Raw genomic sequence first — 20638 nt, 5'->3', positions numbered from 1 at the left:
GCCGGATCAGCCCCACGCCCTCCCCCTCACCGCGCCGGGACGCGCCGGATTGCCCGTATTCTTGGGCCTGATGAGCACAACGAGGACCGATTCGGATCGCCGCGACGAGCGCGGGGCCCGGCGCCATGCCGCCCCCCGGCCGCGACGGCGAGCGCTCAACGTGCTCGCGCTGAGCCTCCTGGGGGTCGCGCTCTTCGTGACCACCGCGGTCGGCTCGGTGTACGTCGAGATCCAGTCGCGGATCGACAGCAAGGACATCAACGCCCTCCTGGGCGAGAACCGGCCCGGCGGCGCGGACCAGCACGGGGACCCGACCCCGGATCCGCGCGATTCCTGGGCGGGCAAACCGCTCAACGTGCTCGTGCTCGGTTCGGACTACCGCGGCGGGGACAACGCGCAGTACGGCGAGTTCGAGGGGATGCGTTCCGATACCGCGTTGATCGTGCACTTCTCGGCCGACCGGGAGCGGGTCGACGTGGTCTCGATCCCCCGCGACCTCATCGTGGCGATCCCGGCCTGCCCTCTTCCCGGGGGCGGCGAGAGCTACCCGCAGGCGCTCGGGACGAACGAGCACAACGGCGTCCGCTTCAACGCGGCCTTCGCCACGGGCGGGCAGGGCGAGGACCTGAGCCACGCGGCCGCCTGCGCGATCCTCACGGTCGAGGCGATGACCGACATCTACATCGACGACTGGGCGGTGATCGACATGGACGGCTTCGCCACCATGGTCGATGCGATCGGCGGGGTGCAGATGTGCTTCGACGAGCCGATGAACGTGCCCAAGGCCGACCTGGACCTCGAGGCCGGCTGCCAGACGCTCGACGGCGACGACGCGCTCGGGCTCGCGCGGGCACGCAAGGGGATCGGGGACGGGTCGGACATCTCGCGGATCGACCGGCAGCAGGAGCTCATGACCGCGATGGTCGGACAGGTGCTCTCGGCCGACACCCTCGCGAATCCCTCGAAGCTGCTCTCGCTGCTCTCCTCGGCCGCCTCCTCCCTCACCACGAGCGAACGGCTGGGGAACCTGAACAGCCTCACCGGCCTGGGCTATTCGCTGCGCGGGATCGACGGCGGCTCCGTGAACTTCTCCACGGCCCCGCATGCCTACAGCGGCAACGTCGTGCTGCAGACCCCCGAGACCGACCTGGTGTGGGACGCGCTGCGGGCCGACGAGCCGCTCCCCGGGGATCCCGCCGGGGAGTCGACGGAGGAGTCGACGGAGGAGTCGACGGTCGAGCCGACCGCATCGAGCAGCCCGAGCAGCTGACCGACACCCCCGCCGGCTGCGGGGCTTCGCGCCCGCGGACTCGTAAGCTCGAGAACCTCCGGCGTGACCGAACGACAGGGAAGCCCTCATGCCCACCGAATCCGGTGACACTCCGCCCCAGCGGCCCCAGCATCCCCAGCGGCCTCCCCAGCGGCCTCCTCAGCGCCGTTCCTCGAAGGCGCGCGAGGGCGGTTCGGCCCGGTCGATGGGAGCGGCGGATCAGGCGCCGAGCGCGCGCCGCCCCACGCCGCCGCCCGTGATCAGGCCCGCGAGTCGGCCCGGGGCGCGGCCGGACAGCGGGTCCGGGGACTCGGCGCCGGCCCGCCCCGCACCGGGCTCCCGGGAGCCCGCGCAGGCTCCCCTCCCGCAGCAGCCGGCCGTGCCGCGCACGCGGGTCATGCCCGTCGACCAGCAGCCGGCCCGGCGTATCCAGCCCACACAGTCCTACCTGCAGCAGCAGCCCGGGTACCCGGGGCAGCCTGGACACCCGGGGCAGCCCGGGCACTCGGGGCAGCATCCGGAGCCGCCGGCGACCCCGCGGACGCCGCGCCGGCGGCGGCGCGGCCGGCGCGCCGTGGTGATCGTCGCCGTCGTGCTCGTGCTCCTGCTCGCCTGGCCGATCGGCCTGCTCATCTGGGCCAACGGGAAGATCACTCACATCGATGCACTCTCGGGTGCGCCGAGCCAGGCGGCCGAGACCTACCTGCTCGCCGGCTCTGATTCCCGCGCGGACGGGACCCTTGCGGGTGATCCGACCGAGGGACAGCGCACCGACACGATCATGCTGCTGACGAAGCCGCCGTCGGGCTCGGCCTCGCTCATCTCGATCCCGCGCGACACGTATGTGGCGATTCCCGGGCACGGCAACAACAAGATCAACGCCTCCTACGCGCTCGGCGGCCCGGAGCTGCTCGTGCGCACGGTCGAGGACTTCACGGGGATGACCGTCGACCACTACGTCGAGATCGGGATGGGCGGCGTCTCGGCCCTGGTCGACGCCGTCGGCGGTGTCGAGCTGTGTTCGGACCTGGACGTGGACGACGAGAAGTCCGGCCTCGTGTGGACCCCGGGCTGCCATGAGGCGGACGGGACGACGGCGCTGGCGTTCGCGCGGATGCGCTACTCCGACCCGAAGGGCGACATCGGTCGCACCGAGCGGCAGCAGCAGGTGATCAAGGCGATCACGGCGAAGGTCGCCCGACCGGGCACCCTGGTGAACCCGGGGGCACAGGTCGACCTCCTGAGTGCCGGCCTGGCCGCCCTCGCGGTCGATCAGGACACGGGCATCCTCGATCTCGGCCGGCTCGCCCTCGCCTTCCGGGCCGCCACGGGGCCCGACGGGGTGCGGGGCACGCCGCCGATCGCCGACCTCAACTACCGACCGGGCGGAGTCGGCTCCGCTGTGCTCATCGAGCCCGACGCGGCGGCACGGTTCTTCGCCTCCGTCGCGGACGGCACGGTGACGATCGAGGAGGAGTAGGCGGGCCGGCTCTGCCGGGACCGTGAACGCTCGACGGGCGACCATGCCGGCCTCCAGCACAGTCCGAGCAGGGACCGAACCCATCCCGATGAATGCCTGCGCGAGCTCATCGGCCGAGCTAGCCTGGGATCGACGACATGACGGTTGACGCCGAGTGGCGTCGGCGCGGTCAGGGTCTCCTGTCTGGACTCACCGAACTGTTCCGTGGGTGCAGTTGCGTCGGCCTTCACATGACGAGGCGCCGAGTGTCCGGTCCCGTGTCGACCTTCGGTAGCTTTCTTGGATAGGGGCAAGGTGATGGAGTCTTCGGACGATGAGGCACGTTCCCTCCTCGGAGAGTTTCTGCACGACGGCCGGCGACCCTTGGCCGCGGGCCTCGTCCTGGCGCTTCTGTGCTTCGCGGCCGACGTAGCCATCGCGCGATTCTGGCCGATGGATTTCTCTCCATGGCCGCAGGCCGCACTCCTCCTGAACGGGCTGTGCACGTACATCGGTCTACCGCTCGCGATCGGCCTGATCACCGTGGGATTGTTCAGGATCAAATAGCCGTCGGGGCTCGGCCGCACTGTGCTCGGGCGGCACCGTGCCGATCAGGTGAGGTCATTCGCGTCGTCTCACGCCTCGGTGGCGGCGCGGCACTCCTCGCGGCGTTCTATCGGATCGAGCGAGGCCTCGGAGGATGTCAGCTCCTCGTTCACGGAGCCGAAGGAGCCCGGCTTGTAGGCGGACAGGTCGTCGGCCGTGGTGAGGAGGCGGCCCGGCACGAGCACGCCGTCGAGGAGCAACCGGCACATGTCGAAGCCGCGCCAGCGCACCTGCCAGGAACTCGAGACGGAGAACTGCCCGCCGGCCCGCTTCTGCTCGACGTCGACGCCGAACCGCAGGGTGCGGACGACGATCGCCAGTCCTCGGGGATACTCCATCGCAGTCTCGACGGTCGCGGATACCCTGAGCCACCCATCGTCGAGTTCGGACTCCCAGGTCGTGGCGACGACGTGGGGCGCCCGGGTCGGCAGTTGCTCGGGAGGGAACCGCGACGTGACGGCCAACGAATAGCCCGGCCCGCCGAACGTCTCCTTCGCCTCCTCCACCCAGGGGTTGGGGTCCCCCGCGCTCGCCAGTTCGTCGAATACGCGCTGGGTCGCCTCGGCCTCGCCGAGCTCGGCCACCTGCTCGTATTCGCTGCTTCGGATGAGCGCACGCTCCAGGGCTTCGGCGAGATGGCGCACCTCCAGTTCCTTCGCTCCCTCGGGTACGTCGATCCCGTAGGGTGCGCGGAGCGACAGCGACGGCTTGCCCGTCAGGTGGTCGATCGTCGCCGGTGCGGGTGTATCGCGGACTTCCTTCGGCACCGGGGCGGTGCATCCCATGGCCGTCATCCCGACGACGAGCGTGGTCAGGAGCGCACCCGTGACGCGCCGGACGTGTCCGGTCCTCGTTCCGATGCTTCGGCGCATGGCATCCCCTTCGTCGTTGCCACGACGCTAACCGCCGGCACCGGCCCGGTGCGGTTATCCACAGGTATCGACCGGAGCCGTCGACCGGAGCCATCGGCCGACGGGGCGTCGGCACCGAGTTCGATCCGACTGTCGGCACCGCGGCCGCGCGGAATGTCCGGGTCGAGTGCGGCCCGAGGGTCTCGTCGACGCGCTGTGGCGGGCGCCGACGTTCTAAGTGACGGGCGGCTGCGGTGGCCGATCCGACTGGACGGCCGCGACGCGCCCATCAACCGGTTCCCCGTCGTCGGTATCGCCCGCGTTGTCGATGTCGCTGTCGTTGTCGGCGTCGCCCCCGTCGTCGGTCTCGATGTCGTTGCCGTATTCGTAGTCGAGGGCGTCCATGAAGGCCTCGTCGAGGTCGTCGCGGCGGGCTCGCGAGTCCGGGCGCGCTTTGCTGCTCGGGACCTTCTCGAGTCCCGGGAGGGTCTCGTTGCCCGGAAGAGTCCGATGGTCCGGGCGATCCAGGCGATCCAGGCGATCCGGGCGTGACTCGCGGCCGGGAAGGGCGTCGGAGCCCGTGAGCGCCTCGAGGTCCTGGAGTGCACCGGCCCCCTGGAGCGCCTCGAGGCTCTGGGATGCGCCGCGCCCCTGGAGGCCCTGGAGTGCGGCGAGGTCACGGCGGTGCCAGGCCTGGTCGGTGACCTCGCTCGTGCCGGTCGGGGTGCGCAGGAACCGTAGGCCCATCGGGCCGCTCCAGTAGTAGGTTCCGGGCGCGAGCGTGACGTAGGACCACGAGCCCCGCCCCTGCGGCTGTCCGGGATGATTGTGCGTCTTCCAGCGGTGGTGCCGGCGGCACAGGCTGGCGAGGTTGCAGGTGCAGGTCGGCCCGCCGGTCAGGTCGCCCTGGCGGTCGGTCTTCCAGGGGTCGATGTGGTCGGCATCGCAGGCCCGGGCCGGGCGGGCGCAATTGGGGAACACGCAGGTTCGATCGCGCAGGTGGAGGTGGTCCTTGATCACGTCCCCGGCGGCATAGCCGGCGACTTCGTGTTCGGTCTCGAGGTCGATGACCGGACGCACGAATATCTGCGGCCCCCACGGCCCACCAGTCCCGCGCGGCCTATCAGAGCCCCGTGGCCCGTCAACGGGCGCGCTGTCGGGTGTGGCCGCGCCGTGGGGCGTGGTGAACATGGCCGCGACCTCGGCGGCGCTGACTACGAGCCCGGGCGGGGTCCCCGGCCCCTCGATGCGCACGGGTTCGCGGGCCAACCGGCCCGCGACGTAGGCCGGACCGGTGGCGTGTTCGGGACAGGCCGGACCGGCGGCGTGTTCGGGACAAGTCGTGTCCGCCGAGGTGGCCGAGCCCGGCGGGTCCGCGCACGACCCACCGGCGAGCAGGCAGCCAGGATCACGGGCGGGATGATCAGGTGGCCGATCACCGGGATGACGATCGGGTGGTCGGTTTCCAGAATGCCAGTCGGGACGGTCGGGTGGCCGGCCGTCGGGCCAGAACGCGGAGGCGTTCATGTGCAGGTACATGACGACCTTCGCCCGCGGCACGCCCCGACCCGACCACGCAGGCCCACAGGACACACCACCGCCCGCAGCCGTCGCAGGCGCACCGCCGGTCGCGTCCGCCGCAGCTCCGGCCGCCGCAGCTCCGGCCACCGCCGCTCCGGCGGCGCTGCCCACGGCTGTACTCCCGGCGCTGCCCACGGCCGTACTCCCGGCGGGGCCCGCGGCTGTACTCGTGGCCGGGGCCGCGGCTGTACTCGTGATCGGGCCTGCGAACTGGCCCGCGGCTTCATCGGGAGTCAGATCGACTGCAGCGGCCGCAGCCATGCCCACAGCGCCGCCGATGCCGACTGTGCCGCCCGTGCTGTTCGTGCTGTTCGTGCAGTCCGGCGCCCCCGCCCCCGGTCCCTGGGCGTGCCGTGCCTGCTGGGTCTCCTGGGTCTGCCGGGCCTGCTGGCCTGGTTGCCCGTTGGTCAGGTCGAAGCCGTCCTGCCGGGCCGGGTGCGGGGTGGTGGGTGGCGGCGATGATGCCCTCGAAGGTGAGGGAGCGTCGGGCGTCGAGGACCTCACCGGATCCGGCGGCCTTGAGTTGCGCGGCTCCGAAGGCCAGGCTCTGTTCCAGATCGAGGGCCGCGAACGTGGACACGATCGCGTCGATGCGGCCGGTGCCGTCGGTGCCGATATGGACATCGGCCCGGCGCGGATCGGCCTGCGCCCGCTGCAGGTCGGCGTACTGGTCGGGCATGTGGGTGATCATCGCCTCCCGCACCAGCCCCTTGATCGCGTATCGGCCCCGGATCGCCCCGGCGGCAGCGACCTGGACATCGACGAACCGGGCCGCCTCCACAGTCAAACCGAGGGTCTGTTCGGCCACGAGCCGGGCCGTGTGCGCCCGGGTACGCCCATCCAGGACCCGCCCGTACAGCAGTGGCAGGCGTTCGGCGACCTCGAGGGCTTCGAGGAGCATCGCCTGGGCGGCGTCGGTGGAGAAGCCGGTCACGGCCGCGAACCAGTTCGCCGCCGAATCACAATACGAGACCCCCAGGGCCAGATCGGTGTGACACGACCACGCCCCGCACTCTTCGGTGACCGGGCTGCGCTGGGCGATCTCGATCGCCAGGAAGAACAGATCGGCCTCCGCGCCCGCCTGGACCTTGCGCACCTGGCGGACCCGGTCCAGTACCGCGTCCTCGGACGCGATCGAGGCGATCTCCGCTCGCCGCGCTCGCATCTGCCGGGCCGCCTTCGTGCTCATGAAACAACCCTAGAACCGAGCACCGACATTCACCCCGGGCCACGGGACTTGACCGGGCCGGCGATCAAGATCCAGCGGAATCCAGCGGATCTCATCCCACATCCAGCGGACCGCGAGGACCCGAAGGAACCCGGGGAACCCGGGGAACCCGGTCGAGTCTCGCGGACGAGTGCGAGACCATACCGCCCGCGGCGAGGCCACGCGCTGAGCGACGCGCACCCCAGGCACGGCCCGCCCGCGGCGAGGCCGCGCGGTGAGCGACGCGCACCCCAGGCACGGCCCGCCCGTGGCGAGCCGCTCGTCATGGAGAGCTCGTTGCGAACGGTCGGGACGGGCGAACGGTCAGGACGGGCGAACGGTCGGGACGGGCGCGTCGTCGGCTCGTCCGAATACTCGACTCGGAAACTGCTCGGCTCGGAAACTGCTCGGCTCGGGGAACTACTCAGCCGGTGGAATCGGTGCGCTGCGCGAGCCGGGCGCCCTTGTCGATCGCGGTCTGGCGCAGATCCGCCTGGAAATCGGCCATGCGGGCCCGTAGGTCGCCGGCCGCCGCCCCCTCGCCGGTGGCGAGCATCCGCACGGCGAGCAGGCCGGCGTTCCGCGCGCCGCTGATGCTCACGGTCGCCACGGGCACCCCGGCGGGCATCTGCACGATCGAGAGCAGGGAGTCCATGCCGTCGAGGTGCGCGAGCGGCACGGGCACACCGATGACCGGCAGCACGGTGACCGAGGCGAGCATGCCAGGCAGGTGAGCGGCTCCGCCGGCCCCGGCGATGATCACCCGCAGGCCCCGCCCCGCGGCCTCCTGGCCGTAGGCGATCATGTCGGCGGGCATCCGGTGCGCCGAGACGACGCGCGCCTCGTAGTCGATCCCGAACTCCTCGAGCGCGGTGGCCGCGGCCTCCATGACCGGCCAGTCGGAGTCCGAGCCCATGACCAGGCCCACGAGCGCGCTCATCGGGCCCCCTCCCCGCGCAGCAGAGCGACCGCGGCGCGGGCCCGGGCGAGGCAGCGCTCCGGGTCCTCGCCCGTGATCGTCACGTGCCCGAGCTTGCGGCCCGGCCGCACGGACTTCCCGTAGAGATGGACCTTGGCCTCCGGATACCGGCGCAGCACCTCGCCGTAGGCCTCCCGCGGGTCGTCCAGGGCCGATCCCAGCAGGTTGACCATGACCGCATGGTCGCACGTGGGCTGGGTGGCTCCCAGCGGCAGGTCGAGCACCGCGCGCAGGTGCTGCTCGAACTGGCTCGTCCGGGAGGCCTCGATCGTCACGTGCCCGGAGTTGTGGGGGCGCATGGCGAGCTCGTTGACGAGCAGGCGACCATCCGTCGTCTCGAAGAGTTCCACCGCGAGCACGCCGGTGACGCCGAGCGTCTCGGCGACGGTGTGGGCGATGTTGCGGGCTGCGCAGTCGAGTTCCTCGCTCAGCTCCGGCGCGGGGGAGAGCACTTCGGCGCAGACGCCGCCGATCTGGATGGTCTCGACCACGGGCCAGGCGAGGAACTGTCCGCTCGGGCGGCGGGCGCTCAGGGCCGCGAGCTCGCGGCGGAACGGCACGCATTCCTCCAGCAGCACCTCACCGCGCTCGGCTGCGAGCCACTGCTCGAGCACAGCCCAGCCGTCGTCGGCCGGATCCTCACCGAGCACGAGCACGCCCTTGCCGTCGTAACCGCCGGTGGGCGTCTTGACGACGACCGGCCAGCCGGCCTCGGCTGCGAAGTCGCGGACCTGGTCGGGGCTCGCGGCCACAGCCCAGCGCGGCACCGGCACGCCGGCCGCGGCGAGCACGGTGCGCATCGTGATCTTGTCCTGGGCCGCGGCGAGCGCGTCGGGACCGGGCTGCACCGAGACGCCGCGGGCGAGGAGGTCGCGCAGGATCCCGGCCGGGATGTGCTCGTGCTCGAAGGTGAGCACGTCGGCGCCGTCCACGAGGTCCTCGACGGCCGCACGATCGCGGGGCAGACCGACCCGGGAGTCGGGGACCACCTGGGCGGCGGAGGAATCGGGGGCCTCCACGAGCGCCCGCAACTCGAGGTTGAGCGCGGCGGCCGGCCCGGCCATCATGCGTGCCAACTGTCCGCCGCCGATGACGGCCACCCGATGTCCCATGACCGCTCAGCCTACTGTGTTCGGGCACGAGTACGCGCCGCTGTTACGGTGGATGAACGCCCGTGAAAAGCAACGAGGAGGATGCGATGATGCCGATCCCGAGCCGCTCCGTCGACGGCGGAGCGCACACCGGTTCATGGGTCCGAGCCGCGGTTGCCGCCGGGCTCACGATCGGTCTGCTCGTAGCGGGCTGTTCCGCCGCCGGCCCGGACGTCTCCGCCGATGGACGCCTCGATTATGCGTGTGCGCTGGCGGCACGCGCCCAGGACTCGGGGCCGGCGCAGGAGTGGACGCTGACTCCGGGCGCCGCGGACCCGGCGCTGAACGCGGTCGCCGGGGCCGCCGCGCTCCTGGGCGGGATGACCGCGACCACCCTTGAGGGTCACGAGGACCTCTCCGAAGCTGCCAAGGTGCAGTACGCCCAGATCACCCGGGTCGACTCCGACGGGATCCAGGCCGGCATCGACAATATGACCGCCGCGTGCGACAGGTCCGGTCTGCCCGAGGGCGAACCGGACATCTCCCTCCCCGGGCAGGTCGCCTACGCCTGTGCCCTGGTCGCCGACGCCCGGCAGGCCGGCCCCCCGGCCGAATGGGATCCGCTCGTCGGCGACGACGCCGAGCCCGCCATCATCGAAACCCTCGGGGCAGCCGCCCTCACCGGTGCACTGACGGCGACTCCGCTACCGGATCACGCGGATCTCACCGAGGCGGGGCAGGACCTGTACCGTGCCGCGACCACCCTCGACACCAACGGGCTCACCGACGGGCTCAACACGTTCGGCGACGCCTGCGACGGATAGGGCCCGGTAGGCTGCGGCAGTGAGATCGGAGCAGGGCACCCCGACGGGTGGGAACGCGGGCGGCGGTACCCTCGCCCGACTGCGCCGGCTGATCCTGGTGCGGCACCGCCATAATTGGCGGCTGCTGCTGCGGTTCGGCGTGGTCGGCGCCAGCGGGGTACTCGTCAACATGGGCATCATGGTCCTGCTCACCCTCGGTGGCCCGGACGCCGAGCAGGCCGCGATTCCGCTCGTGGGAACCCAGTTCAACGTGCGCTGGTACCACGTGTTCTCGGTGCTCGCCTTCCTCGTGGCGAATCTGTGGAACTTCCAGCTCAACCGGTCATGGGCCTTCGGCACGGCGGGCCGAACGCCGTGGTGGCGCGAGTACTGGCCGTTCCTCGCGGTCGGGGCGCTCGGGCAGGCGATCGGGCTCGCGCTGCTCACCCTGCTCATGCACACCGACTCTCCCATTCACCTGTCGACGACGCTCCTGGACGACTCCACGCTGCTGCGCACCCGGGTGTACTGGGCGCAGTTCATCATGATCGCCGTCGTGACGCCGGTGACCTTCACGCTCAACAAGGTGTGGACCTTCCATGCGATGCGGGCCGTGCACCGGGCCGAGAACGAGGCCCGGGCCGAGGCCCGGACCGCCCCCGAACGGGTCCGCACCCCCCGCGAGGATGCTCAGCGGGACCCGAAGTAGCGCCGGATCGTGCGGCGCCAGGGATTGGCGGGCAGGCCCGGGTAGAGGAGGGCGGCCGAGACGCAGTACTTGCTCACCCGGTGCTCACGGATCCCGCTCGCCATGAGCAGGTCGTCCCAGATCCCGCGCTCGCCGCCGGACTTGGTCTCGACGAGCACCTCGTTCGGGCCGTCCCGGCGATCGCTGCCGGCGAGGAAGTGCAGGTCGAGGTCGCACGTGAGGCGTTGATCGCCCCGCACGAGGGTGAGTCGGTCGTAGACGGTCTCGAGCACGGGCTCGAGCCGGTAGGCGTCGGAGCCGACGATCCGACCCACGAACTCCCGGGACGGCCGGTCGAGTAGATGAGCGGGCCCCGCGTGCTCGATCCGCTCCTTGACGGTTCGACCGCGGTACCCCTTCGACTTCACCTCGATGAGGCAGTCTCCCGACTCGCTGTAGGTCCGGGTGCGCACCTTGTACCGCTGCCGCCGGCCCTGGACGTGCGCCCGGAAGAACCCGAACTCGGGGGTGTCGAAGTACACGGTGCGGTACCGGAAGGAGTGGTGACCGTCGATCTCGAGCGCCCGGAAGTCCGCCCTGGTCCGCTCGAGCAGGTCGACGAAGAGATCACGCGGAACGAAGTACTTGCGATCGATGCGGGTCATGAGCCGCGCCTGGGCGTTCAGGTCGGCGAGGCTGATCGGTTCGAACCGGTCGAGCACCTCCACGAGGTCGCCGGTGCTCGGGGCGGGAGCGGTGCCGGCCCGGGGTCGGGTGATCTCGACGGCGGTCATCGGGGCATCGCCGCCCACGACTCGTCGGACGCCGCCGGGAGGCTCTGGTACGCGGGGGTGGGGGCGGAGGGCGCGGACGGGACGGCGTGCGTCCACGGTGCCACCGCCCGGTACCGGACGTCGACGAGAGTGGTGTCGCGCACGAGGTCGATATCGACGATCTCCACGCTGAGGATCCGCGCCGAGAGCAACTCGCTCAGGTGCGTCTCGAGGCCGGCGCGACGCGGGAAGGCCCGGTCGAGGGTGAGGGTGTGGCGGTAGGTGTCACGGCCGACGCGGGGGCTGTCGAGCACGAACATGACCACGAGGATGAGGGCGCTGAGCGCGGGAGTGAGCCACATGGGCGAGGGGTGCAACCCGGCGAGCAGCCCGAGCGCGAGCGACGTGAAGTAGTAGGCAATCTCCTGCTGGGTGATCTGGTCCGAGCGCAGCCGGATGATCGAGAGGATCCCGAACAGCCCGATTCCCAGGCCGATGCCGACCTCCACGGAGCCGAGCGCGAGCGTCACCGCGACGACCCCGACGTTGAGGGCGACGTAGGACAGCAGCAGGTCCCGGCGCCGATGACGACGGAAGTACAGCACGTACGCGAGCAGGGTGACGGCGACGAGGTCGGTTGCAATCGCGATGACGAGGGGCATGATCTCTCCTTGATCGACTATGACATCAAGGATGGACGCCCCGGTTAAGGCGACCATGAGGGGAACATGAGAGCTTTCACATCCGCCGGGATCAGTCCGCACGGAGGCGGTAGCCCGCCCCACGCACCGTCTCGATGGCCTCGGGCCCGAGCTTGCCGCGCAGGTAGCGCACATAGACGTCCACGACGTTCGACCCCGGGTCGAAATCGAAGCCCCAGACCCGGCTGAGCAGCTGCGCCCGGCTGAGCACCTGGTCCGGATGCCGCATGAACACCTCGAGCAACGTGTACTCCCGTGAGCTCAACTCGACTGTCCGCTCCCCCACGAGCGCCCGGCGCGTGCGCAGGTCGAGGCTGACCGAGCCGGCGCGCAGGATCGTCGCCTCGCCGGCGGAGGCGGAGTTGAGGCGGAGCCGGACGCGGGCGAGCAGCTCGTCGAAGGCGAACGGCTTGCGCATGTAGTCGTCCGCTCCCCCGGAGAGCCCGGCCACCGTGTCCTCGACCGCGTCCCGGGCCGTGAGGATGATGACGGGCAGGTCGATCCTGTCCGCGCGGATCCGTCGCAGCACGCTGAAGCCGTCGAGGCCGGGCAGGCCGATGTCGAGCACGAGCAGGTCGAACTCGCCGGTCCGGGCGAATTCCACGGCCGCGTGCCCATCGGTCACCGTCTGGGTGCTGAAGCCCTCGGAGCGCAGCCCCTTCTCGATGAACGACGAGATCCGCTCCTCGTCCTCGGCGATCAGAATGCTGGTCATGGGGCCTCCTCGGGTCGGTGCCACGGCAGGTCGAGCACGAAGGTGGAGCCCCGGCCGGGCTCGGAGTCGAGGGCGATATGGCCGCCGTGGGCGGCCGCGATACGGTCGACGATCGCCAGCCCGAGACCCGTGCCCCGACCCGCACGCATGTCCGCCGCCCCGCGCGCGAACCGCGCGAAGATCCGGGCCTGATCCTCGGGCGGGATCCCGGTGCCGCTGTCGCGCACCCACAGCCGCAGCCGGCCCGCGACGACCGCGCCGCCGACCGCGACCGAGTCGTCCGCGCCCGTGTGCTCGACCGCGTTGGCCGCGAGTTGGAGCAGGGCCTGGGTGAGCCGCTGCGCATCGACGACGGCGAACACCTCGGGCGTCTCGTCGATCGTCCAGTGGCGCGCGGCGAGGGCGGTGGCCTTGGCGAAGGTCTCGACCACGAGGTCGGTGAGATCGGCCGGTGCCAGCAGGAGGAAGTCGGGGCGCTCACTGCGCGCGAGCACGATGAGATCATCGACGAGACGCGACATCCGCCCGAGCTCGTCACCCACGAGCGCCAGCGTCTGGGCCCGCTCGAGGGGGTCGGTTCCCATGAGCTCGAGGTGGCCGCGGATCACGGTGATCGGCGTACGCAGCTCGTGCCCGGCGTCGTCCAGGAACCGGCGCTGCCCGTCGAAGGCGGTCTCGAGCCGGTCGAGCATCCGGTTGAAGGTCTCGGCGAGCTGGGCCACGTCGTCGCTGCCGTCCACCTCGATCCGCCGGCCCAGGTCGGTCTCGCTGATCCGGGCCGCGGTCTCGCTCAGCTCCCGGATCGGGGCGAGCACCCGCCCGGCCACGAACCAGCCGGTCGCCCCGGCGAGGGCGAGGGCGATGACGGCGATGACCGACATCACCCAGATGGTCGACCAGGCCTCGTCGAGCTCCGGGGCGAGGAACTCCACGATGACGAGCCGCCCCGTCTGCGGATCGCCGACGAACTCGACGGGCAGGACGGCGAAGGTCACCGGCCCGGCCGAGGTCGACAGGTTCGCCGAAAAGGGCTCCTCGGCCGCGGTCGCCTGGGCCACGAAGGCCGCGTCCAGGTCGAGTCGGACGGGCGGGTCGCCGCCGCTGCGCCGGTCCGGCACGCCGTCGATGACGGAGAAGAACGTCTCGGAGTGCTCGGGCAGGTTGTGCTGGAGGTGACTCGTGAGCAGCTCCCGCACGGACGTGAACTCCCGGCCCGTCGCCGGATCGGGGCGGCTCGCGAAGCCCCGGAACTTCTCCGCCTCGTGGGTCAGCTCGGTGTTGGCACCCGACTGGACGCCCGCGAGCACCGAGCGGGCCGTCGCCACGACGATGACGCTCACGGCGATCGTGACGATGAGCAGGATCCAGGCGAGGATCCGGGTGCGGGCGGTGACGCCGCGGCGGCTAGTCGTCATCGTCACCATCATCATCGTCGTCGTCGTCAGTGTCGTCGTCGTCGTCATCGTCGTCACCCGCGTCGCGCGGCGGGGCCGGCGCGACGGTCGCGGCTCCCCCCGAGCCCACCGTCGGGGTCGGCGTCGGGGTCGGCGTCGGCGTCGGCGTCGGCGTCGGAGTCGGAGTCGGCGTCGGAGTCGGCGTCACAGTCGGGGACTCGGTCGGCGTCGGCGTCACGGCCGGCGTCGGGGACTCGGTGGGCAGCGGGGCGCCGGGATCCACCACGATCGTCTCGCCGAGCTCGGGGGATGCGGGCCGGGTGAGCACGTCCGCGCCGACCCAGGCCGCCGCCGCGATGAGCAGGGCAGCCGGCAGGGCGGCCCAGGCGTAGCGAGTCATGCGCCCATTCTGTCGGAGCCGGCGGCGACCCCGATGAGACATGGATGAGAGGCCTCTCATCTACTGCCGGCGGCGCCGCCGCCCCATGACCACGACGGACCCGGGCGGAAGCACCGCGTCGGGATTGAGACGCTCGGGCACGGCGCTGAGGAAGATCGCGAAGATCGGCGGGCGCCGCTGAGCCAGATCGATCCGACCCCCGTCGGCCACCACGAGATCCCGCGCGAGCCCGAGCCCGAGGCCCGTTCCGCCCCCGCTCGTGACGTGGCGCTCGAAGATCCGGGGCGCGAGGTCGTCGCTGATGCCCTCCCCCTCGTCCGCCACCTCGATCACGGTGCCGGAGTCCGCCGCGGTCTCACTGCGCGAGTCCCGCACCGAGACCGTCGTGCGCCCGTCGCCGTACTTGAGGGAGTTCTCGAGCAGCGTGGCCAGCGCCTGCGACAGGGCGCCCGGCGTCGCGAGCGCCGTGGCCCCGGTGGGCGGGGAGAACACGAGCTCCCGCCCGGCCCGCTCGTAGGAGGGAGCCCATTCCGCGCGCTGCTGGGAGAAGATCTCGTCGAGGTCGACCGCCTCGGTCGTGCCGCCGTCGGCGTTGCGGGAGTACTTGAGCAGGTCGTCGACCACCCCGACGAGCCGCTCGATCTGGTCGAGGCTGATCCGCGCCTCCTCGGCGATGTGCGGGTCCTCCGTGACGAGCTGGATCTCCTCGAGCCGCATCGACAGCGCCGTGAGCGGGGTGCGCAGCTGATGGGAGGCGTTCGCCGCGAACTCGCGCTCGGCCGCGAGCCGGGCGGCCATCCGCTCGCCGGAGCGCACGAGCTCGGCCGTGACCAGGTCGATCTCCTCCACCCCGGACTCACGCAGCTGCGGACGCACCTGGCCGGCGCCGAGCTGCTCGGCGCTGGCAGCGAGGTAGATCAGGGGCGCGGCGAGCCGGCGCGCCTGACGGCTCGCGACCGCCGCGGCGACCCCGAAGGCGACGATCGAGAGCAGGATGACCACGCCGACCACCTCGGCGCCCCGCCAGAACAGGATGCTGCTCGGGATCGACACCCGCACCTCGGACCCGGCGACCGAGAGCGTCTGCCGCACGAGGAAGACCTGCCGCGGATCGTCGGGCACCGCGACGCCGGCCTCGACCACGCCGTGCGGGGTGGTGACCACGATGTTGATCGCCGGGTCCGACTCATCGGCGACCCACCGCTGGAGGAAGTCGGAGTCGATCTCGAGGTTCATGCCCAGCCGGGTGTCGACCGCCCGGGCGATCGACTGGGTGCGCAGGGAGAGGTTGGAGACGACGCCCTGGCGCACGAGCACGGCGCCGGCGACGGCCATGGGGACCCCGAGGAGCAGCACCGCCACCGTCACGGCGGCGATGGTCGCCGTCAGGACACGTCGCCCCAAGGTCAGCGCTCGCCGGTCTCGAACCTGAAGCCCATACCCCGGACGGTCGAGACGTAGCGCGGCGAGTTCGCGTCGTCGCCGAGCTTGCGGCGCAGCCAGGACACGTGCATGTCGAGGGTCTTGGTCGAGCCGGCCGGGTCGGAGGCCCAGACCTCGTGCATGAGCAGTTCGCGGCTGACCACGGAGCCGGCCTCGCGCACGAGCACCCGCAGCAGGTCGAACTCCTTGGCCGTCAGGTGCACCTCGGTCTCGCCCTGGAAGGCGCGGTGGGCGTCGACGTCCACGCGCACGTCCTGGGCCACGAGCGCACCGGCCTCCTCGCTCTCGCCGCCGGCGCGGCGCAGCAGCGCCCGCACCCGCGCGAGGAGCTCGGCGAGCCGGAACGGCTTGGTCACGTAGTCGTCGGCACCCGCGTCCAGGCCCACCACGAGGTCGACCTCGTCGGCCCGGGCGGTGAGCACGAGGATCGGCGTGGCCAGCCCCTGATTGCGGATCCAGCGCGCGACGTCGAGGCCGTCCATGTCGGGCAGTCCGAGATCCAGCACGACGAGATCGGCGTGCGGAGCCTCGTCGATGGCGCCGCGGCCGGTGCCGTGCACGGAGACGTCGTAGCCCTCACGGGTGAGCGCCCGCGCCAAAGGTTCGGCAATGGCTGGGTCATCTTCTGCTAATAGAACTCGGGTCACTCTGCCATGCTAATGCCAGTTCACGGATTCGCACGCCTCGTTCGCGGGCTCCCCTGCCGGCGACGCAGCCGGACCGGGTTGACCGGCCCCATCCCCTGCACGCTCACGGTCTCCATCGGGGTCAGATCGAACTCCGGACCCTCGACTTCGAGCAGCGCGGCCGAGACGTCGTCCATGACCACCACCCCGGGCGTGGCCACGTCGTTGAGCCGGGAGGCGAGGTTGACGGTCGGCCCGAAGATGTCGCCCGAGCGGGAGAGCACCCGCCCCCACACGACCGAGGAGCGCACGGGCAGATCGACCGCGGCGAGCAGGTCCACGAGATCGGTCGCGACCTTCGCACCGGTGGGCAGGTCGTCGGCCACGTAGAGCACCGCGTCCCCGACCGTCTTGACCACGCGGGCCCCGTTCCGGGCGACGACGTCGCGGGCCGTGGTCTCGAACTCCGCCACGATCTCGGCGAGTTCGTCGCGCGCGAGCCGCACCGTGCGGGAGGTGTAGCCGACCATGTCCATGAACCCGACCGCCCGTTCGAGCGGCAGCTGATCGGCCGAGATCGCCAGCCCGGTGCTCTGGGCGAACTGCCGGTCGAACCGCCCGAGCAGCGCGGCGAGCTGCCGCCGCCAGGTGTAGAGCAGCTGCTCCTCGAGCATCGGCTGGAGGGTGAGGAAGCGGTCGAGCACGACGAGTCGGGCCGAGATGTCGTCGAGCGAGTAGCGCTGTGCGACCTCCTCCACGAACGACTCGACCTGCCACAGCACGAGCCGGTCCATGAGGTGACCGTTCGCGCGCACGAGCGTGCGGGCCGTGCGCAGGCCGATCCGGTCCGTGCGCACGTAGTCCATGAGGTCGCGCATCGCCGCGACGTCGGCGTCCGTGAACTCCGGCGCCTCGTCGGGGACGTCCGCGAAGCCGAGCAGCCGCCAGAAGGCGCGCACGTCGTCCTCACTCACGTTCGCCGACTCGGCCACCTCGCCGAGGTGACGGCGTGGACCGGGCCCGAGCAGCGCGGCTGCGACGGCTCCGTAGGTGGAGGAGTGCGGGGACGGTTCGGCCATGGGGGTCAGGCTAGCGGCGCTTCGGAGCGGATGTGAAATACGTCACCAGCGAGGAAGCGCTGCTCCCCGGAGCGCGTACGGACGACGAGCGCGCCGTCGGGGTCGATCCGTTCGGCCGTTCCCGTGGTCGCCTCCGCGTCGCGGGCGGTGACCACGCGGACCGGCTCGCCGAGCGTGCGGCACAGCGGGGCCACGGCCTCGCCGACCCCGCGGACCGGCTCGCCTTCGGGCACGAGCTCGCCGAGGTGACCGAGGATCGCGGTGAGGAGATCGGCGGCCTCCAGCACGCCGTCCCCGCCGGCGGAGCGCACGGTCGCGGCCCACGGGATCGGCACGGTGCCGTCGAGGTTGACGCCGATCCCCACGACCGCCGCCCGGGCGCCGGTCGAGTCCGTGGCGACCGAGCCGAGGATGCCGCCGATCTTGGCGATGCCGGCCCATCCGGGCGCCGACCCCTCGGTCCGATCGGAGGGGGCCGCGTCGGGCACGATCACGTCGTTGGGCCATTTGAGGCCCGCGTCCACGCCGGGGGCGAGGTCGGCGAGCGCCCGCACCACGGCCACCCCCGTGAGCAGGCCGAGTCCGCCCCACGTGGCCTCGTCGCCCGGCCGGAGCACGACCGAGGCGGTGAGCGCGCGCACGAGATCGGTGTCCCAGGCGCGGTCCAGCCGACCGCGCCCGGCGCGCTGGTGGACGGCGTGGATGCCGCTCAGGTGACCCCAGTCCGCCCCGTCCGCGGCGAGGGCCGCGAGCAGGTCGGTCTGGGTCGAATCGGTGCTGGGCACGAGGCGGATCATCACTCCAGCGTGCCACGGGTCACGTCCGTGGTGAACCACACGCTCGATCCGTCGCCGAATCGCGGTGCCCGAGCGGAGGTGGAGGCGGATGCCCGGGCCGATGTGTGGGCCGATGTGCGGGCCGATTTGTGGACCCTCCACAACGAACGGTGCCGAGGGTGGGCGGTTCGGTGCCCGCATCTGCCCATCAGGACAACTACGCTGGCCGATGTGACCAAGAAGACGAGCACGGCCGAGAAGGTCGAGGATCTGCGCCTGCGCCGGGCCGAGGGCCCGGAGGCGATCGCGAAGACCGCGCGGGCGAAGCAGTCGGCCCGCGGCAAGCAGTCCGCCCGGGACCGGATCGACATGCTGCTCGACGAGGGCAGCTTCGTGGAGCTGGATGCCCTGGCGACCCACCGATCGAGCAATTTCGGGCTCGACAAGCGCCGGGTGCCGGGCGACGGCGTCGTCGTCGGCTACGGCACGGTGGACGGGCGCCAGGTGTGCGTCTACTCCCAGGACTTCTCGGTGTTCGGCGGCTCCCTCGGGGAGGTGCACGGCCAGAAGATCACCAAGGTGATGGACCTCGCGCTGCGCACCGGGGTGCCGCTCATCGGCATCTCGGACGGCGGCGGCGCACGCATCCAGGAGGGCGTGGCCGCGCTGACCCAGTTCGCCGAGATCTTCCGGCGCAACGTCGCCGCCTCGGGGGTGATCCCGCAGATCTCGCTCATCCTCGGCCCGAGCGCCGGGGGCGCGGTCTACTCCCCCGCACTCACCGACTTCATCGTCATGGCCGACCAGACCTCGAACATGTTCATCACCGGCCCGGACGTCATCCGGGCCGTCACCGGCGAGGACGTCGGCTTCGAGGAGCTCGGCGGGGCGCAGACCCACAACGAGCGCTCCGGGGTGGCGCACTACCTCGCCACGGACGAGGAGGACGCCTTCGACTACGTCAAGGCGCTGCTCACCTACCTGCCGGCGAACAACCTGACCGACCCGATGACGTTCCCGATCGAGGCCGACCTCGACGAGACGCCGGAGGACGCCGAACTCACGACCCTCGTGCCGGATTCGGACTCCCACCCCTACGACATGCGCACCGTGATCTCCGGGGTCCTCGACGACGGGGAGCTGCTCGAGGTGCAGGCCCTCTACGCCCGGAACGTGATCGTCGGCTTCGGCCACGTCGAGGGGGCGCCCGTCGGGGTCGTGGCGAACCAGCCCCAGCAGATGGCCGGCACCCTCGACATCAACGCGGCCGAGAAGGCCGCCCGGTTCGTGCGCACGTGCGACGCGTTCAACATCCCGGTGCTCACGTTCGTGGACGTGCCCGGATTCCTCCCCGGCACCGACCAGGAGTGGAACGGCATCATCCGCCGGGGCGCGAAGCTCATCTTCGCCTACGCCGAGGCGACCGTGCCGCTCATCACCGTGATCACGCGCAAGGCCTACGGCGGGGCGTACATCGTCATGGGCTCCAAGCAGCTCGGAGCCGACCTCAACCTCGCCTGGCCGACCGCGCAGATCGCCGTCATGGGCGCCTCCGGGGCCGTGAACATCCTGCAGCGGCGCGCCCTGGCGGAGGTCGCCGAGAACGGCGGCGACGTCGAGGCCGAGCGGAACCGGCTCGTCGACGAGTACGAGGAGGCGATCGTCAACCCGTGGGACGCCGCCGCCCTCGGCTACGTCGACGCCGTGATCGAGCCGGCCGAGACCCGCGTTCAGATCGTCCGGGGGCTGCGGGCGCTGCGAACGAAGCGGGCGTCGCTGCCCGCGAAGAAGCACGGGAACATTCCGCTGTGACCGCTCGGAGGCACGCATGGTGAGCATCGAATCGATGGGCCCGGGCGACGTCGTCCGGGTCGTGCGGGGCACCCCGGACGACGTGGAGCTCGCCGCGCTCGTGGCCGGGCTCGTCGCCGCGAACGCGGCCGCGATCGACGACCCCGACGACGGCTCACGCTCCTCCGTCTGGGCCGATCCACGCCGCCGCTGGGGCGTCCCCGCCAAGCCGTCGCGGGCCTCGTGGCGCTGGAGCACGCACCAGGCCTGGTGACGCGGCGCCGGTCGTGCCGGTCGTGCTGGTCGCGCGGGTCGTGCCCGTTGGGGCACGGCGCGCTGCCCCATGGCCGCCCCGGTGGTCCTGCGCCTCGTCGACCTCGCGGCCCTAGCGTGGGGCCACACCGA

At 71.7% G+C, this 20638-nt stretch carries 22 protein-coding genes; 7 read left to right on the top strand and 15 right to left on the bottom strand.

Translation table 11 applies throughout. The features are described from left to right. Positions 1–70: 70 nt before the first annotated feature. Complete coding sequence (locus tag GCE65_RS04460; RefSeq protein ID WP_194928827.1) at positions 71–1270, top strand: LCP family protein; 1200 nt, start codon at positions 71–73, stop codon at positions 1268–1270. A gap of 219 nt (positions 1271–1489) precedes the next feature. On the opposite strand, the gene GCE65_RS04455 is transcribed toward GCE65_RS04460, so the two are convergent. Next, positions 1490–1669, bottom strand: coding sequence for a hypothetical protein (locus GCE65_RS04455; protein WP_153877517.1), 180 nt, complete (start codon positions 1667–1669; stop codon positions 1490–1492). Here GCE65_RS04455 and GCE65_RS04450 point away from each other — a divergent pair. After that, positions 1650–2750, top strand: a complete 1101-nt coding sequence (locus GCE65_RS04450; protein ID WP_228760112.1) for an LCP family protein — start codon at positions 1650–1652, stop codon at positions 2748–2750. The genes GCE65_RS04455 and GCE65_RS04450 overlap by 20 nt on opposite strands. Positions 2751–3047: 297 nt before the next feature. Further along, positions 3048–3296: a hypothetical protein gene (locus GCE65_RS04445; protein WP_152817607.1), complete on the top strand. Its 249-nt coding sequence runs from the start codon at positions 3048–3050 to the stop codon at positions 3294–3296. A 68-nt stretch (positions 3297–3364) separates the two neighbouring features. Here the strand turns inward: GCE65_RS04445 and GCE65_RS04440 are convergent, their stop codons facing one another. The 5 genes from GCE65_RS04440 to GCE65_RS04420 form a co-directional block, all read right to left on the bottom strand. After that, positions 3365–4207 carry a hypothetical protein gene (locus GCE65_RS04440; RefSeq protein WP_153877515.1) on the bottom strand — a complete coding sequence of 281 codons (843 nt, stop codon included), beginning with the start codon at positions 4205–4207 and terminating at the stop codon, positions 3365–3367. A 213-nt stretch (positions 4208–4420) separates the two neighbouring features. Then, on the bottom strand, positions 4421–6028 hold the full coding sequence (locus GCE65_RS04435; protein ID WP_153877514.1) for an HNH endonuclease signature motif containing protein: 1608 nt from the start codon (positions 6026–6028) through the stop codon (positions 4421–4423). Then, complete coding sequence (locus GCE65_RS04430) at positions 5991–6956, bottom strand: hypothetical protein (protein WP_153877513.1); 966 nt, start codon at positions 6954–6956, stop codon at positions 5991–5993. The genes GCE65_RS04435 and GCE65_RS04430 overlap by 38 nt, the downstream gene beginning before the upstream one ends. Positions 6957–7398: 442 nt before the next feature. After that, positions 7399–7914, bottom strand: a complete 516-nt coding sequence (gene purE / locus GCE65_RS04425) for a 5-(carboxyamino)imidazole ribonucleotide mutase (RefSeq protein ID WP_153877512.1) — start codon at positions 7912–7914, stop codon at positions 7399–7401. Continuing rightward, positions 7911–9065 (bottom strand): 5-(carboxyamino)imidazole ribonucleotide synthase, encoded by a 1155-nt coding sequence (locus GCE65_RS04420; protein ID WP_152817603.1) that lies wholly within the window; start codon positions 9063–9065, stop codon positions 7911–7913. Before GCE65_RS04420 ends, purE begins: the two co-directional genes overlap by 4 nt. Before the next feature lie 62 nt (positions 9066–9127). Here GCE65_RS04420 and GCE65_RS04415 point away from each other — a divergent pair, with 62 nt between their 5' ends. Together GCE65_RS04415 and GCE65_RS04410 are read left to right on the top strand one after the other, a co-directional pair. After that, on the top strand, positions 9128–9868 hold the full coding sequence (locus GCE65_RS04415) for a hypothetical protein (protein ID WP_152817602.1): 741 nt from the start codon (positions 9128–9130) through the stop codon (positions 9866–9868). Between the two features lie 19 nt (positions 9869–9887). After that, positions 9888–10556, top strand: coding sequence for a GtrA family protein (locus GCE65_RS04410; protein ID WP_153877511.1), 669 nt, complete (start codon positions 9888–9890; stop codon positions 10554–10556). Here the strand turns inward: GCE65_RS04410 and GCE65_RS04405 are convergent. From GCE65_RS04405 to GCE65_RS04365, 9 genes are all read right to left on the bottom strand, one after another. After that, the gene (locus GCE65_RS04405; RefSeq protein WP_152817601.1) at positions 10538–11329 is read right to left on the bottom strand and encodes a polyphosphate polymerase domain-containing protein; all 792 of its coding nucleotides are present in this window, start codon (positions 11327–11329) and stop codon (positions 10538–10540) included. The two genes, GCE65_RS04410 and GCE65_RS04405, sit on opposite strands and share 19 nt — an antisense overlap. Continuing rightward, positions 11326–11970, bottom strand: a complete 645-nt coding sequence (locus tag GCE65_RS04400) for a DUF4956 domain-containing protein (RefSeq protein WP_194164888.1) — start codon at positions 11968–11970, stop codon at positions 11326–11328. Before GCE65_RS04400 ends, GCE65_RS04405 begins: the two co-directional genes overlap by 4 nt. A gap of 91 nt (positions 11971–12061) precedes the next feature. Beyond that, entirely contained in the window at positions 12062–12724 is a 663-nt protein-coding gene (locus tag GCE65_RS04395) for a response regulator transcription factor (protein WP_152817599.1), read from the bottom strand. Then, positions 12721–14139 (bottom strand): cell wall metabolism sensor histidine kinase WalK, encoded by a 1419-nt coding sequence (locus tag GCE65_RS04390; RefSeq protein WP_152817598.1) that lies wholly within the window; start codon positions 14137–14139, stop codon positions 12721–12723. Before GCE65_RS04390 ends, GCE65_RS04395 begins: the two co-directional genes overlap by 4 nt. Next, positions 14129–14518, bottom strand: coding sequence for a hypothetical protein (locus GCE65_RS16230; RefSeq protein ID WP_194928826.1), 390 nt, complete (start codon positions 14516–14518; stop codon positions 14129–14131). The genes GCE65_RS04390 and GCE65_RS16230 overlap by 11 nt, the downstream gene beginning before the upstream one ends. Positions 14519–14578: 60 nt before the next feature. Further along, complete coding sequence (locus GCE65_RS04380) at positions 14579–15886, bottom strand: ATP-binding protein (protein WP_370460184.1); 1308 nt, start codon at positions 15884–15886, stop codon at positions 14579–14581. 38 nt (positions 15887–15924) lie between these two features. Further along, positions 15925–16608: a response regulator transcription factor gene (locus tag GCE65_RS04375; RefSeq protein WP_153877510.1), complete on the bottom strand. Its 684-nt coding sequence runs from the start codon at positions 16606–16608 to the stop codon at positions 15925–15927. A 20-nt stretch (positions 16609–16628) separates the two neighbouring features. Continuing rightward, entirely contained in the window at positions 16629–17666 is a 1038-nt protein-coding gene (locus tag GCE65_RS04370; protein ID WP_153877509.1) for an adenylate/guanylate cyclase domain-containing protein, read from the bottom strand. Positions 17667–17671: 5 nt separating this feature from the next. Beyond that, positions 17672–18451 carry a biotin--[acetyl-CoA-carboxylase] ligase gene (locus tag GCE65_RS04365; RefSeq protein ID WP_194928825.1) on the bottom strand — a complete coding sequence of 260 codons (780 nt, stop codon included), beginning with the start codon at positions 18449–18451 and terminating at the stop codon, positions 17672–17674. A gap of 222 nt (positions 18452–18673) precedes the next feature. On the opposite strand from GCE65_RS04365, the gene GCE65_RS04360 reads away from it, so the two are divergent. After that, complete coding sequence (locus tag GCE65_RS04360) at positions 18674–20254, top strand: acyl-CoA carboxylase subunit beta (protein ID WP_153877507.1); 1581 nt, start codon at positions 18674–18676, stop codon at positions 20252–20254. A 16-nt stretch (positions 20255–20270) separates the two neighbouring features. Further along, entirely contained in the window at positions 20271–20507 is a 237-nt protein-coding gene (locus GCE65_RS04355; RefSeq protein ID WP_227992878.1) for an acyl-CoA carboxylase epsilon subunit, read from the top strand. The last annotated feature ends 131 nt before the right edge of the window (positions 20508–20638 follow it).

Origin of the sequence: Pseudactinotalea sp. HY158 (genome assembly GCF_009660225.1) — a bacterium.
Taxonomy (GTDB): domain Bacteria; phylum Actinomycetota; class Actinomycetes; order Actinomycetales; family Beutenbergiaceae; genus HY158.
This window is presented reverse-complemented; position numbering and strand designations above follow the sequence as displayed.

What these genes read in the sequence shown, in the direction of transcription:
- GCE65_RS04460 (WP_194928827.1), top strand. Translation starts at nt 71, where the DNA reads ATGAGCACAACGAGGACCGATTCGGATCGCCGCGACGAGCGCGGGGCC.
- GCE65_RS04455 (WP_153877517.1), bottom strand. Translation starts at nt 1,669, where the DNA reads ATGACCCGCGTGCGCGGCACGGCCGGCTGCTGCGGGAGGGGAGCCTGC.
- GCE65_RS04445 (WP_152817607.1), top strand. Translation starts at nt 3,048, where the DNA reads ATGGAGTCTTCGGACGATGAGGCACGTTCCCTCCTCGGAGAGTTTCTG.
- GCE65_RS04440 (WP_153877515.1), bottom strand. Translation starts at nt 4,207, where the DNA reads ATGCGCCGAAGCATCGGAACGAGGACCGGACACGTCCGGCGCGTCACG.
- GCE65_RS04435 (WP_153877514.1), bottom strand. Translation starts at nt 6,028, where the DNA reads ATGGCTGCGGCCGCTGCAGTCGATCTGACTCCCGATGAAGCCGCGGGC.
- GCE65_RS04430 (WP_153877513.1), bottom strand. Translation starts at nt 6,956, where the DNA reads ATGAGCACGAAGGCGGCCCGGCAGATGCGAGCGCGGCGAGCGGAGATC.
- purE (WP_153877512.1), bottom strand. Translation starts at nt 7,914, where the DNA reads ATGAGCGCGCTCGTGGGCCTGGTCATGGGCTCGGACTCCGACTGGCCG.
- GCE65_RS04420 (WP_152817603.1), bottom strand. Translation starts at nt 9,065, where the DNA reads ATGGGACATCGGGTGGCCGTCATCGGCGGCGGACAGTTGGCACGCATG.
- GCE65_RS04405 (WP_152817601.1), bottom strand. Translation starts at nt 11,329, where the DNA reads ATGACCGCCGTCGAGATCACCCGACCCCGGGCCGGCACCGCTCCCGCC.
- GCE65_RS04400 (WP_194164888.1), bottom strand. Translation starts at nt 11,970, where the DNA reads ATGCCCCTCGTCATCGCGATTGCAACCGACCTCGTCGCCGTCACCCTG.
- GCE65_RS04395 (WP_152817599.1), bottom strand. Translation starts at nt 12,724, where the DNA reads ATGACCAGCATTCTGATCGCCGAGGACGAGGAGCGGATCTCGTCGTTC.
- GCE65_RS04390 (WP_152817598.1), bottom strand. Translation starts at nt 14,139, where the DNA reads ATGACGACTAGCCGCCGCGGCGTCACCGCCCGCACCCGGATCCTCGCC.
- GCE65_RS16230 (WP_194928826.1), bottom strand. Translation starts at nt 14,518, where the DNA reads ATGACTCGCTACGCCTGGGCCGCCCTGCCGGCTGCCCTGCTCATCGCG.
- GCE65_RS04370 (WP_153877509.1), bottom strand. Translation starts at nt 17,666, where the DNA reads ATGGCCGAACCGTCCCCGCACTCCTCCACCTACGGAGCCGTCGCAGCC.
- GCE65_RS04355 (WP_227992878.1), top strand. Translation starts at nt 20,271, where the DNA reads ATGGTGAGCATCGAATCGATGGGCCCGGGCGACGTCGTCCGGGTCGTG.